The sequence below is a fragment of the Rhodothermales bacterium genome (genome assembly GCA_039944855.1).
GTDB lineage: Bacteria > Bacteroidota > Rhodothermia > Rhodothermales > JANQRZ01 > JBBSMX01.
This window is the reverse complement of record JBDUXZ010000022.1, coordinates 84,288-96,631: the sequence shown is the minus strand read 5'-3', so window position 1 is coordinate 96,631 and position 12,344 is coordinate 84,288. Positions and strand designations below refer to the sequence as shown.

Sequence of the window (12,344 nt, the reverse complement as noted above, 5' to 3'; positions counted from 1 at the left end):
CTGACCTGTCGCTCCTGAATCTACCGAGGCCCTCTCATGGACCGTCGCCACTTCCTCCAACAGACCGCCCTCGCCGGGGCCGCCGTCCTCGTCGGCTGCCGGACAGACACCTCTACCCCCTCCCCGAAGGCGCGCACTGCGCCGGTATCGGTGCCTGGCGCGCCGAGCTACGAGGTCGCCCGAGAGGCCGCTGCCTCGGCGGGCCCGGCCCGTCGGGTCCGCCTCGTGGCAGAGGAGATCGAGGTCGAGGTCGGCCCCGGCGAGGTGTGGCGCACGTGGGGCTACAACGGCGAGTACCCCGGGCCGGAGATCCGATTGCAGGAGGGCCAACGGCTGGAGGCGACGGTCGTGAACCGGCTTCCGGCGGACACCACGATCCACTGGCATGGCATCCCCGTGCCCAACCCGATGGACGGCGTGCCGGGGCTGACGCAGGAGCCGATCCCGCCGGGCGGGGAGTTCGTCTACGCTTTCGCCGCCGAGCCGGCCGGGAGCTACCTCTACCACAGCCACGTCGGCCTCCAGCTCGACCGCGGGCTCATCGCCCCCCTCATCGTCGAGGAGCGCGAGCCGCACGTGGCCTACGATCGCGAGGTCACGCTCGTCCTCGACGACTACCTGCCGGGCACGCCCGAGCCCCTCGCTGACAGTCCTACCGGTGGAGGGCGCGGCGGCATGATGGGCGGGCGTGGCATGATGGGCCAGGGGAGGAGAGGCGGGATGATGGGCGGCCAGGTGCCCCCGTACGCCGGCCTCCTCATCAACGGCAGGCTCCCCAGCGACCCCGTCGCCGTCGAGGTCCGGCGCGGCGAGCGGCTCCGGATGCGGGTCATGAACCCCTCCGGCGCGACGACCTTCCGCTTCGCCGTCGGCGGCCACCGCCTCACCGTCACCCACGCCGACGGCTACCCCGTCCGCCCCGTCACCGTCGACGCCCTCCTCGTCAGCATGGGCGAACGCTACGACGTCGTCCTCGAGGCCGACAACCCCGGCGCGTGGCCGATCGCGGCGGCTACGGTCGAGGGCGACAGCGCCCCGGCCCAGGCCGTCCTGCGCTACCGCGATGCCGCAGCGGCGCGTCCGCCCGCCGGGGCGCTCCCAGACGGTCTGGGCAACGGCCGGCTCCTCCGCCTCGACGACCTCCGCGGCGTCGAGGACGCCCCGCCCCCCGCACGGCCGGACCGCACGTTCGACCTCACGCTCTCGGGCGGGATGATGTCGTCGGCGTGGACCATCGACGGGCAGGCCTACCCCGACGCCGAGCCGCTGGAGATCCGCGAGGGTGAGCGCGTCCGGGTGACCATGTTCAACCGCAGCCCGATGATCCACCCGATGCACCTCCACGGCCACTTCTTCCGCACCGGCGACCTCCGCTCGGGCGGCGTGCGGAAGGACACCGTCCTCGTCCCGGCGCACATGGGCCGCGCGGCCTTCGAGTTCGTCGCCGACAACCCCGGCCGGTGGTTCTTCCACTGCCACAACGTCTACCATCTGGAGGCGGGGATGGCCCGCGAAGTCCGATACGTCTAGCCCTTCGAGCCTCCCGGCTCCTCACGAGAACCCAACTCAACCCCGTACCGCCATGAAACGCACCCTGTGTACCCTCGCCCTCCTGCTCGCGCTCACGCCCGCCGCCTCCGCGCAGGAGCACCAACACCAGCACCCCGACACCATGAAGGCCATGCCGATGGAGCACGGCGGCATGATGGACCACGACGGCATGATGAGCATGGAGGACATGCAAGCCATGATGCCGCAGATGATGCGGATGCACGAGCGCATGATGGCCGACTCCGCCATGCACCGGATGATGATGGCCGCCCCCGAGATGCGTCAGATGATGCACGAGATGATGGAGGGCGACCCCATGATGGGCGGCGACCACGACATGGCCGCGATGCGCGAGCGGATGGCCGCCCTCTCGCCCGACGAGCGCCGGCAGCAGATGCAGCAGATGCACGAGCGGATGATGGAGCGGATGCAGGCGATGTCGCCGGACGAGCGCCAGGCCATGATGCAGCGGATGATGCGGATGCACCAGAAGATGATGGCCGACCCCGCCATGCGCGAGCGGATGATGGCGGACCCGGAGATGCGCCAGATGATGGAAGGCATGAAGGAGCGAATGAAGGAGGGCGGCATGATGCCGGGCGGCATGGACCACGACCAGATGGAAGGCATGGACCACAGCCGGATGGACGGCATGCAGCGCGGGCCGATGTCGGCCGACGACGCCCGTGCCGCGGAGGCCGCCAGCCGCACGGCCGACCGCTTCCACACCGCGCTCGCCGCCGGAGACCGCGCCGTCGTCGCGGCGCTCCTCCGCCGCGACGCCGCGGCCCCGGACGGCTGGCGCATCGCCGCCGTCCACTGGTCCTCCGCCTCGCGCGAGTGAGGGCACCTAGCCCTCCGCATCACCGGCCAGGCCTCTCACCTTAACAGACTTTCAGGTTACGCTAAGGCTTTACAAAGGTGCGCGGAGCGAGGTTTAGAGCAGCGAGCAGGCCGCACCCTCGGGTGCCTCTCACGTGGGGCCAGCCGTGCTCGCCCACGCAGAACTGCCCTCGCCTACCCGCCGAGCCATGCGTACTCCCTTCGCCCGCCGCACCCTCCTCTTCGGCCTCGCCGCCGCGGTCGCCCTCATCTTCATCGGTGTCCTCGCGAGCCGCTCCGACGTACCCCTGCCGGAGGTGGGAAGCGGGGTGTCGCACTTCCAACCTGCCGGGGCCGACGCCCGCGCCGTCCTCATCACCCCCGATGCGGAGCGGCTCCCGCATAAGCCCGGCGTGGTGCCGGTCGAGCTCGTCGGGGGCACCGTCGCCCCGCACGCCGTGCAGGCGCGCGTCCTCACCGACGAGGACTGCGCCCCGGATGCCGCCGGCGTCTCCCACTGCCTCAACCGCCTCGACGTAGCCGGCGTGGAGGTGGCCGTCCGCCACAGCCACCGGATGCACGAGGTGTCGTGCCTGAGCCCCGGCGAGCTCGTGCGGCTGATCGACCGGGACGACTACGACGCGCTGTGACGCCCGCAGCGAGGGCCGTGCAGCGGCAGGAGGGACGGGCCTTGGCCCAACCACCACCCCCTCTCCCGCAGCCGGCCCCGCTGCGGCGCGTCCTCTTCTTCAACCCCTGGCCTTCTTCAACCCCTGACCCCTCCGACGATGACCTACAAGAAGATCAACGCGATCATCCGCGAGTGCTGCCTCGACAAGGTGCGCGAAGCGCTCGTAGCGGCCGGGGCCGCCGGCCTCACCGTCACCCACGTCCGCGGCGCGGGCGAGTACGCCAACACGTTCGGCCGGGACAACCTTTCCCGCCACGCACGCCTCGAGGTGTTCGCCGACGAAGGCAACGTGAAGCCGCTCGTCCAGGCCATCCACGGTGCCGCCCATACGGGGCAGCGGGGCGACGGCGTCATCGCCGTCCTCCCAGTGGAGGCCTTCATCCACATCCGCACCCAGGAGCCCGCCCTCGCTCCCGCACCGGCGTCCGATACCGGGGGCGCGTCGTGCTGTGGGGGCTAACCCCTCGCGGCGGCTCCTGCCCGCACGGCTCCCGCTGAAATCGCCCGCCTCTCCGAGGCCCTCTGTCCCCTGACCCCACCCTCCGATGAACGGACCTTACGAATACGGATACTGGCTGATGGCCGTCGTCATGTCGGCCATCTTCGTCGTCTTCGCCCTCAGCTTCACGCGCCCGAAGAACTGGCGCGACTGGCGGCAGTTCGGCGCCTTCAGCGCCTTCGTCGTGGCACTCTTCGCGGAGATGTACGGGTTCCCACTGACGATCTACCTCCTGTCGGGGTGGCTCGGGAGCCGGTACCCCGGCCTCGACCTCTTCTCGCACGACGCCGGCCACCTCTGGCAGACCCTCCTCGGCATCGGGGAGGGGAGCCCGTGGGCGGCCCACTTCAACGTGCTCCACGTGCTGAGCAACGTGCTCATCGGCGGCGGCGTCCTCGTGATCATGAGCGCCTGGCGCGTGCTCTACGAGGCGCAGCGCGAGGGCCGTCTGGCGACGACGGGGCTCTACGCCCGCGTTCGCCACCCGCAGTACGTCGGCTTCGTGGCCGTCCTGCTCGGCTTCCTCGTGCAGTGGCCGACGATCCTGACGCTGGCGATGTTTCCCGTCCTGGTCTGGATGTACGCCCGACTCGCTCGCATCGAGGAGCGGGAGGTCCGTGCGCGCTTCGGCGCGGCCTACGACGCCTACGCCGCGCAGGTCCCCCGCTTCATCCCGCGCCCCGGCGTCCGCTACGAGGAACCCTCGGAGGAGCCCTCAGACGAGGGTCAGAGACGCGAGCCGATCCCGCACGACCCGGAGGTCACGACGGCCTGACTGTAAGCGCACGCCCGCTCCGGCGTCTGTATCCCGATGAACACCATGACCCTTCACCCACCCCAACCGGCCGAGTCCGAGCCCACGGCCGCGCGCCTCGACGCCCTCCTCGCCGAGAGCCGCCACCTCCTCCTCGCGTTCATCGAGGGGCAGGGGGTCGCGCCCGCCCGCGCCGAGGACGTCCTCCAGCACAGCCTGCTCAAGGCGCTCCGGGCCGCGCCCGACCTCCGCGACGACGAGCGGCTGATCCCGTGGTTCTACCGCATCGTCCGCAACGCCGTCCACGACACCCACCGCCGCCGCGCCCGCGAGCGCCGTGCCATGACGGACTACGCCGCCGAGCACGACCCGGCCGTCTCCCCCCGGGAGGCCGCGCTGTTGTGCTTCTGCTTCCGCGCCCTGCTCCCGACGCTCAAGCCGGAGTACCGCGTGCTCATCGAGGAGATCGAGCTCGAGGGGCGGGACCCCGAGGACGTGGCCCGCCGCCTCGGCATCACCCGGAACAACCTCAACGTCCGCCGCCACCGCGCCCGGCAGCAGCTCCGCGAGCGGCTCGAAGCCCTCTGCACGGCCTGCCCCGACGACGACCACACCGACTGCGCCTGCCCATCCAACCCGGCTCCCTGATGGACCACGCCGTCGCCCTCGTCCGCACGTACCTCCAACTCAACGGCTACCTCACCGTCACCGAGTACCCGGTGCTGGAAGCCGCCCGCCACGGCGGTCACCGCACGCTAACGGACCTCGACGTGCTGGCCTTCCGGTTCCCCGGGGCCGGACGCCTCACCACGGGGACCGTGGGCCACGCCGGAGCACGAGGCGAGACGCCCCCCCGCTTCGAGCCGGACCCCGTGCTGGGCGTGGCGAGCACGGAGGCCGATATGATCGTGGGGGAGGTGAAGGAGGGGCGCGCCCGCCTCAACGAAGGGCTCCTCCGCCCGGACGTCCTCGAGGTGGTCCTGGCCCGGTTCGGCTGCTGCGCGCCCGAGCAGGCCCACGCCCTCGCGCAGGCCTTGATCGACCGTGGGACGACCACGATGCCTGCCGGGCACCGCGTTCGGCTCGTGGTCTTCGCCTCCGTCGTCGAGCCGGTGGCGCAGCCGGGACTCCTCGTCGTTCCCCTCGGCCACGTGGTCGCGTTCCTCCAGCGCACCGTCAGCGACTACTGGGACGTGCTCCACCATGCCCAGCTCAAAGACCCCGTCCTCGGCTTCCTGATGACCCTGCGCAAAGCGCGGCGCCGGGCCTCGAGCCCTACCGAAATCCCTCGCTGATGGCTCGTACTGCCTCCATAAAGTGCATCGCGAAGTGCGTCGCCTGCATGGCCCTTGTGGCCGTGAGCGTCGGGTGGGCCGCTCCCATCCACGCCCAGGATCCGGCGATGCCGCTGCTCTTGATCGAGGGGAACCGGTACGAGCGCCGCACCCTCGACGAGCAAGGCCGGCTCCAGAAGACCCAGGAGCTAGAGGTCGGTAGCATCCGCCAGGCCGACGGCGAGATCGAGGTGGCCGTGACGGTGATCGGTTCCGACGAGGCCGGGGGCTCCACCGACACCGTCCGCACGACGATCCGGTGCCGGGTGGAGAACGCCGACATGGTGATGAGCGTGCTGGCCCTCGTCGGGGCGGAGGGGCGGCGCGTGCGGGTGCGCGTCACCGGCGGCGAGGTCCTCTACCCCTCGTCTCCGGTCGCAGGCTCCCTGCCCCCGGTCAGCCTGGAGGCCACCGTCGAGCAGGGCGTGGTGGGGTTCCTCGGCGGCCGGAGCCGGATCGCCCTGCGCGACCGGACCGTGCAGCCCACGCAGGGGCCGCCGGCCGCCTACACGCTCGCGTCACGGCTCGACCTCAAGTTCTACGTGCTCGGCGTCCGCGTCCGCTCGCAGAGTTACCGCATGGAGGAGATCGTCACCCCGAATCGCGGCCTCGCCCGCCAGGTGCTCACCGCCTCGGACGGAAGCTCCGTCGTGCTAGCCCTCACCGACTGAACCTGCCAGTCCCTCATGAAGCCTGTCTCTCACGTCCACACCTCTAACGGGTCCGCTCGACCTGCGGTCGGCGATGCAGGGGGCACCCGCGTACAGCCTGCAGGGCCGTCCCGGCACTCGTCCTCGGAGGGAGCGTCCCCGGCGAAACGGCCCCCGGAACGCCCTCGTCCACTTCACCACCCCGGTACCTCGCCCGCCCACTGCGTCGTCCTCGAGCTGGCGGACCACGCGGGGCTCGCCATCGACGGCCCGAACCCGTGGGACATCCAGGTCCACGACGAGCGCTTCTACAAGCGGGTCGTTCGCGGCGGCCCGCTCGGCCTCGGCGAGAGCTACGTGGACGGGTGGTGGGACGGCGAGCGCCTCGACGAGACGTTCCACCGCCTCCTCCGTCCAGACGTCCGGGCCGCCGTTCGGCGTGCGATCCGCAGCCCACGGACGCTCCTCCAGGCGCTCACTGCGCGCCTCGGCGACCGGACGCGCCTGTCGAGGGCTTTCGAGGTCGGGCAGCGCCACTACGACCTCGGCAACGACCTCTTCGAGGCCATGCTCGACCGGCGCATGGTCTACACCTGCGCGTACTGGGCCGAGGCCGACACCCTCGACGCGGCGCAGGAGGCCAAGCTCGACCTCGTCTGCCGCAAGCTCGGGCTGAAGCCGGGCGACCGCGTGCTCGACGTCGGCTGCGGGTGGGGGAGCTTCCTCGCCTATGCCGCGGAGCGCTATGGGGCGCAGGGCGTCGGCATCACCGTGTCGGAGGAGCAGGTGGCTTTTGCTCGTGCGAGGCTACAGGGCCTCCCGATCGAGGTCCGCCTCCAGGACTACCGCGCCTTCGAGGAGCCGGAGCCGTTCGACCACGTCGTCTCGCTCGGGATGTTCGAGCACGTCGGCGTGAAACGGTACCGGACGTTCATGGACGTCGTGCGTCGGCACCTCAAGGACGACGGCCTCTTCCTGCTCCACACCATCGGGGGCAACCATTCCACGCGGTCGACCGACCCCTGGATCGAGCGCTACATCTTCCCCAACTCGGTGCTCCCCTCGATCCGGCAGATCGGGCGGGCCACCGAAGGGCGGTTCGTGATGGAGGACTGGCACAACCTCGGTGCCCACTACGACCGGACGCTGATGGCGTGGCACGAGAACGTCGAACGCGCCTGGCCGTCCCTCCGGGGACGCTACGACGAGCGGTTCCGGCGGATGTGGCGCTACTACCTCCTCCAGAGCGCCGGGCTGTTCCGCGCGCGCGGCGCGCAGCTCTGGCAGCTCGTCCTCTCGAAGAACGGCGTCCCCGGGGGCTACACCTCCGTCCGCTGATCACGCCCCGAGCGCCCCCCTGACTCCCGTTCCACCTCGCCCCTCACCCCCTACGATCATGGCTCACGAGCACGACCACAACCGTCCGGCCCCGGCCGGCCACGAACACGACCTCCAGGACCCGGTACCGCCGGGCGAGAAACCCGGCCTCAAGCAGCAGGAGCTCCGCGACGCCGCCGAGGAAGGCCCGCACGGCTCCCACGACGACGCCCGGCGCGGCCCGGTCGAGCACGTCCACCGCGGCCACGGAGGTCACGACGGCCACAAGCCCGGCCACGGCGAGATGGGGCACGACCACCACGCCATGATGGTCGAGGACTTCAAGAAGCGGTTCTGGGTCTCGCTCGCCATCACCGTCCCGATCCTCGCGCTCTCGCCGATGATCCAGCGGTTCCTCGGGCTCGGCGACGCGCTCGCCTTCCCCGGCAGCCTCTTCGTGCTCTGGGCGCTCTCGTCGGTCGTCTTCTTCTATGGCGGCTGGCCGTTCCTCAAGGGGATCTACGAGGAGCTCCGCGGCGGCCGGCCGGGGATGATGACGCTCATCTCGATTGCCATCACGACGGCCTACGTCTACTCCAGCGCCGTCGTCTTTGGGCTGGAGGGGACCATCTTCTTCTGGGAGCTCGCCACGCTCATCGACGTGATGCTCGTCGGGCACTGGATCGAGATGCGCAGCGTGATGGGGGCCTCGAAGGCGCTCGAAGAGCTGGCCCGGCTGATGCCGAGCGAGGCGCACAAGGTGATGCCCGACGGGAGCGTCGTGGACGTACCCGTCGAAGACCTCCGCCACGGCGACCGCATCGTCGTCAAGCCCGGCGAGAAGGTGCCCGCCGACGGGGCCGTCGTCGAGGGGCAAACGTCGATTAACGAGTCGATGCTCACGGGCGAGTCCGTCCCCGTGACGAAGAAGGTCGGGGGCGAGGTCATCGGCGGCTCCATCAACGGCGAGGGGTCGGTCACGGTCGAGGTGCAGAAGACGGGCGAGGAGAGCTTCCTCAGCCAGGTGATCGACCTCGTGCGGCAGGCGCAGGAGTCGAAGTCGAAGACGCAGGACCTCGCCAACCGCGCCGCGCTCTGGCTCACCATCGTCGCCCTCGGCGGCGGCGCGCTCACCCTCTTCGTCTGGACCGCCGTGATGGGGATGGACTTCGCCTTCGCCATCGAGCGGATGGTGACGGTGATGGTCATCGCGTGCCCCCACGCGCTCGGCCTCGCCGTGCCCCTCGTCGTCGCCGTCTCGACGGCGCTCGCGGCCGGCAACGGGCTCCTCATCCGCGACCGGACGGCGTTCGAGGCGGCGCGGAACCTCCAGGCCATCATCTTCGACAAGACCGGGACGCTCACCGAGGGCCGCTTCGGCATCACCGACACGCTCGTCTTCGACGACCGCCTCAACGAGGCCGGGCTGCTCCGTCTCGCCGCCGCCGTCGAGGCGCGGAGCGAGCACCCGATCGCGCAGGGGATCGCCGCCGCCGTCGAGCGCCCGCCGGCCGTCGAGGGCTTCGCCGCGATCCCCGGCAAGGGGGCCGAGGGCACCGTCGAGGGCCGCGACGTCAAGGTCGTCAGCCCCGGCTACGTCCGCGCGCAGGGGATCGCCATCGAGGACCCCCGCTTCGAGCAGCTCTCCGAGCAGGGGAAGACCGTCGTCTTCGTCCTCATCGACGGCCGGCTCGCCGGCGCCTTCGCGCTGGCCGACGTGATCCGGCCCGAGTCGAAGGAGGCCATCGCGGCGCTCAAAGAGATGGGCGTCCGGACCATGATGCTCACGGGCGACAACAAGCGGGTGGCCGACTGGGTGGCGCAGGAGATCGGGCTCGACGAGGTCTTCGCCGAGGTGCTCCCGCAGCAGAAGGCCGACAAAGTCAAGGAGGTTCAGGCCCGTGGCCTCTCCGTCGCCATGACCGGCGACGGCGTCAACGACGCCCCGGCGCTGGCCCAGGCCGACGTCGGCATCGCTGTCGGTGCCGGCACCGACGTCGCCATCGAGACGGCCGACGTCATCCTCGTGCGGAGCAACCCGCTCGACGTGACGGCCGTCGTCAAGCTCTCGCGGGCGACCTATCGGAAGATGATCCAGAATCTGTGGTGGGCCGCCGGCTACAACATCATCGCCATTCCCCTCGCGGCGGGCGTGCTCTTCAGTGCGGGGATTCTTCTTGGCCCGGCCGTCGCCGCCGTGTTTATGTCGGCGAGCACCGTCATCGTCTCGATCAACGCCCGCTTCCTCAAGCTGGAGCGGGGAGGGGAGGCGGCGTGAGCGCACCCGACGTCCACGTCATCGGAGCCGGGCCGGCAGGGCTCGCCGCGGCGCTCACCCTCGCCCGGGCGGGCCTGCGAACCGTCGTCATCGAGCAGGCGGCGGACGTGGGCACGCGGTTCGACGGCGACTTTCAAGGGCTGGAAAACTGGTCCACGGACGAGGACGCGACCGAGGCCGTCGCTGCGCTCGGCATCGAGCCCGACTTCTGCTGCGCGGCCTTCCGCGATGGGGCGGCCATCGGACCTTCGGGGGTGCAGTACCCGATCCGGCCGACGCGACCGCTGTTCTACCTCGTCGAGCGGGGCACCGCACCGGCGTCGCTCGACCAGAGCCTGAAGCGGCAGGCGCTCGCGGCGGGCATCGAGATCCGCTTCGGCGAGCACGTCGAGCACGCGCCCCCGGGACCGGTAATCGTCGCGACGGGGCCGCGCGGGCCGGATGCCATCGCGCGCGGGGTCGTCTTCGAGACCACGCACCCCGACGGATACGTCGCGTTTCTGGACGAGCACCTCGCCCCGCGCGGCTACGCCTACCTCCTAGTCTACGACGGCCGCGCCACCTTCGCCACCTGCCTCTTCGACGACTTCCAGCAAGCCCACCGGTACTTCAGCCTCGCCCTCGACCGCCTGCGCGAGACGATCGGCCTCACGATGCAGCGCCCCCGGCCGTTCGGCGGGTACGTCTCCTTCGGCCCGCGCGCGCCCCTGGTCCGGCAGGGACAGAGGTATCTCGTCGGCGAGCGGGCCGGTTTCCAGGACGCGCTCTGGGGGTTCGGACTCCGCTACGCGATGCACTCCGGCGTCCTCGCCGCCCGCGCCGTCGCCCACGGCGAGGACTACGACGCGCTCTGCCAGAAGCACCTCGTACCTCGACTGGAGGTGTCCCTCGCCAACCGGCTCCTCTTCTCCCAACTGGGCAACCACGGGTATGAATGGGCGCTGCGCCGCCTGGAGGGGAGGGACCTGCTGGGGACCCTGCGCTACCACCACCAACCGACCCACTCAAAAAGGCTTCTCTACGAGATCGCTCGTCGCCGCATCCATCCCCACCTGCGTGAGACGACGTGCGGGGAGGAGGGCTGCGCCTGCCTGTGGTGCACCCACGGCCGCTCCGTCGCTCTGTCTGCGATGGACACGTGTGTGGATGCCTACCAGATGGAGGCCACGCCATGACTCCGAACTCCTTGACCACGATGCCCCCCCATGCTGCCGCCTCTACCAATGCCCCTTCGCTCGGGGTCGAACAGAGGGGCTCCGACGTGAGCGCAGGCGAGGTCCACGTCATCGGGGCCGGCCCGGCCGGGCTGGCCGCTGCGCTCTACCTCGCCCGTGTGGGCTTCGCCCCCGTCGTCTTCGAGCAGGCCGACGACGTCGGGGCGCGGTTCGACGGCGAGTTGCAGAGCCTGGAGAACTGGTCGACGGAGGAGGACGCGGCGGCCCTGCTCGCCGGGTTCGGCATCACGAGCGGTGTTCGCTTCGAGCCCGTCGATTCCGTGACGTTCTACGGGCCGGAGCGCCGGCCTCACGCCCTCTCCGGCACGCGCCCGCTGCTCTACCTCGTCGAGCGGGGCGCTCACGAGGGCGCGCTCGACCGGAGCCTGAAGGATCAGGCGGAGGCGGCCGGGGCCACGTTCCGCTTCGGGGAGCCCGTCACGCACAGCGACGCCCGCCACGTCGTCGTGGCGACCGGCCCGCGCACGGCCGACGCCCGCGTCGAGCGCGTGGCCTTCGAGACCGACCACCCGGATGCCGCCCTCGGCTTATTCGACGCGGCCCTCGCCCCCGGCGGCTACGCCTCGCTGTTCGTCCGCGGCGGACGCGCGACGCTTTCGACCTGGATCTTCGACCCGGCCGCCCAGACGGAGCCGCGCGGCACCTACCTCGACCACACCCTCGAAGCGGTCCGGCAGGTGACCGGGTGCGCCGTGCGTGCGCCCCGGCGGAGCGGGGGGGCGATCAACTTCAGCACGGCGGCCTCGTGGACGCGCAGCGGGCGGTTCTACTTCGTGGGGGAACGGGCGGGGTTCCAGGACGCGCTCTGGGGCCTCGGGCTGCGCCACGCCCTGCTCTCCGGCGTCCTGGCCGCCCGGGCGATCGTCATGGGTGAAAACTACGACGCCCTCTGCCGTCAGCTCCTCGTGCCGGGGCTGGAGGTCGCCCTCGCCAACCGGGTCGTCTTAGGCCAGCTTGCTCCCGCGCGCTACGAGTGGGCGCTCGGCCGCGCAGCGGAAGGAAACGCGGTGGCAGCCCTCCGGCGGCTCTACCAGCCCACCCGCACGACGTCCGTCCTCCACGAGCTCGCCCGGCAGGGGGCCCACCCGCCGCTCGCCGAGCCGGCCTGCCACGGCGAGCGCTGCCGGTGCCTCTGGTGCGAGCACGGCCCCCACGCAGAGGCGGCAGCGCCCCCCGACGCCACGCCCGAATCCCCGGACTGCTGACGCCTCAC

General features: G+C 71.1%; 12 protein-coding genes. All 12 read left to right on the top strand.

Annotation, left to right across the window (positions count from 1 at the left end; all coding sequences use genetic code 11):
* Positions 1-36: 36 nt before the first annotated feature.
* The 12 genes from ABJF88_11970 to ABJF88_11915 all read left to right on the top strand — a co-directional run bounded on the left by ABJF88_11970 (position 37) and on the right by ABJF88_11915 (position 12,336).
* Positions 37-1,530, top strand: a complete 1,494-nt coding sequence (locus tag ABJF88_11970; GenBank protein ID MEP0547642.1) for a multicopper oxidase family protein — start codon at positions 37-39, stop codon at positions 1,528-1,530.
* Between the two features lie 52 nt (positions 1,531-1,582).
* A complete protein-coding gene (locus tag ABJF88_11965) occupies positions 1,583-2,395 on the top strand; it encodes a hypothetical protein (GenBank protein MEP0547641.1) in 813 nt (270 codons plus the stop codon).
* A 187-nt stretch (positions 2,396-2,582) separates the two neighbouring features.
* Positions 2,583-3,023: a hypothetical protein gene (locus ABJF88_11960; GenBank protein MEP0547640.1), complete on the top strand. Its 441-nt coding sequence runs from the start codon at positions 2,583-2,585 to the stop codon at positions 3,021-3,023.
* Positions 3,024-3,161: 138 nt separating this feature from the next.
* The gene (locus ABJF88_11955; protein MEP0547639.1) at positions 3,162-3,524 is read left to right on the top strand and encodes a P-II family nitrogen regulator; all 363 of its coding nucleotides are present in this window, start codon (positions 3,162-3,164) and stop codon (positions 3,522-3,524) included.
* An 85-nt stretch (positions 3,525-3,609) separates the two neighbouring features.
* Positions 3,610-4,338, top strand: a complete 729-nt coding sequence (locus tag ABJF88_11950) for an isoprenylcysteine carboxylmethyltransferase family protein (protein MEP0547638.1) — start codon at positions 3,610-3,612, stop codon at positions 4,336-4,338.
* A gap of 45 nt (positions 4,339-4,383) precedes the next feature.
* A complete protein-coding gene (locus ABJF88_11945; protein ID MEP0547637.1) occupies positions 4,384-4,965 on the top strand; it encodes a sigma-70 family RNA polymerase sigma factor in 582 nt (193 codons plus the stop codon).
* Entirely contained in the window at positions 4,965-5,612 is a 648-nt protein-coding gene (locus ABJF88_11940) for a hypothetical protein (GenBank protein MEP0547636.1), read from the top strand. The genes ABJF88_11945 and ABJF88_11940 overlap by 1 nt, the downstream gene beginning before the upstream one ends.
* Positions 5,612-6,322: a hypothetical protein gene (locus ABJF88_11935; GenBank protein ID MEP0547635.1), complete on the top strand. Its 711-nt coding sequence runs from the start codon at positions 5,612-5,614 to the stop codon at positions 6,320-6,322. Before ABJF88_11940 ends, ABJF88_11935 begins: the two co-directional genes overlap by 1 nt.
* A gap of 15 nt (positions 6,323-6,337) precedes the next feature.
* A complete protein-coding gene (gene cfa / locus ABJF88_11930) occupies positions 6,338-7,639 on the top strand; it encodes a cyclopropane fatty acyl phospholipid synthase (GenBank protein MEP0547634.1) in 1,302 nt (433 codons plus the stop codon).
* 283 nt (positions 7,640-7,922) lie between these two features.
* Positions 7,923-9,896 (top strand): copper-translocating P-type ATPase, encoded by a 1,974-nt coding sequence (locus tag ABJF88_11925; GenBank protein ID MEP0547633.1) that lies wholly within the window; start codon positions 7,923-7,925, stop codon positions 9,894-9,896.
* Positions 9,893-11,071 (top strand): FAD-binding protein, encoded by a 1,179-nt coding sequence (locus tag ABJF88_11920; GenBank protein ID MEP0547632.1) that lies wholly within the window; start codon positions 9,893-9,895, stop codon positions 11,069-11,071. Before ABJF88_11925 ends, ABJF88_11920 begins: the two co-directional genes overlap by 4 nt.
* Positions 11,072-11,157: 86 nt before the next feature.
* Positions 11,158-12,336 carry an NAD(P)-binding protein gene (locus ABJF88_11915; protein MEP0547631.1) on the top strand — a complete coding sequence of 393 codons (1,179 nt, stop codon included), beginning with the start codon at positions 11,158-11,160 and terminating at the stop codon, positions 12,334-12,336.
* Positions 12,337-12,344: the final 8 nt, after the last annotated feature.

Excerpts from the sequence above, each read along its gene's own strand:
- ABJF88_11940 (MEP0547636.1), top strand. The coding sequence starts at position 4,965 with ATGGACCACGCCGTCGCCCTCGTCCGCACGTACCTCCAACTCAACGGC.
- ABJF88_11950 (MEP0547638.1), top strand. The coding sequence starts at position 3,610 with ATGAACGGACCTTACGAATACGGATACTGGCTGATGGCCGTCGTCATG.
- ABJF88_11970 (MEP0547642.1), top strand. The coding sequence starts at position 37 with ATGGACCGTCGCCACTTCCTCCAACAGACCGCCCTCGCCGGGGCCGCC.
- ABJF88_11955 (MEP0547639.1), top strand. The coding sequence starts at position 3,162 with ATGACCTACAAGAAGATCAACGCGATCATCCGCGAGTGCTGCCTCGAC.
- ABJF88_11925 (MEP0547633.1), top strand. The coding sequence starts at position 7,923 with ATGGGGCACGACCACCACGCCATGATGGTCGAGGACTTCAAGAAGCGG.
- ABJF88_11960 (MEP0547640.1), top strand. The coding sequence starts at position 2,583 with ATGCGTACTCCCTTCGCCCGCCGCACCCTCCTCTTCGGCCTCGCCGCC.
- cfa (MEP0547634.1), top strand. The coding sequence starts at position 6,338 with ATGAAGCCTGTCTCTCACGTCCACACCTCTAACGGGTCCGCTCGACCT.
- ABJF88_11935 (MEP0547635.1), top strand. The coding sequence starts at position 5,612 with ATGGCTCGTACTGCCTCCATAAAGTGCATCGCGAAGTGCGTCGCCTGC.
- ABJF88_11945 (MEP0547637.1), top strand. The coding sequence starts at position 4,384 with ATGACCCTTCACCCACCCCAACCGGCCGAGTCCGAGCCCACGGCCGCG.
- ABJF88_11965 (MEP0547641.1), top strand. The coding sequence starts at position 1,583 with ATGAAACGCACCCTGTGTACCCTCGCCCTCCTGCTCGCGCTCACGCCC.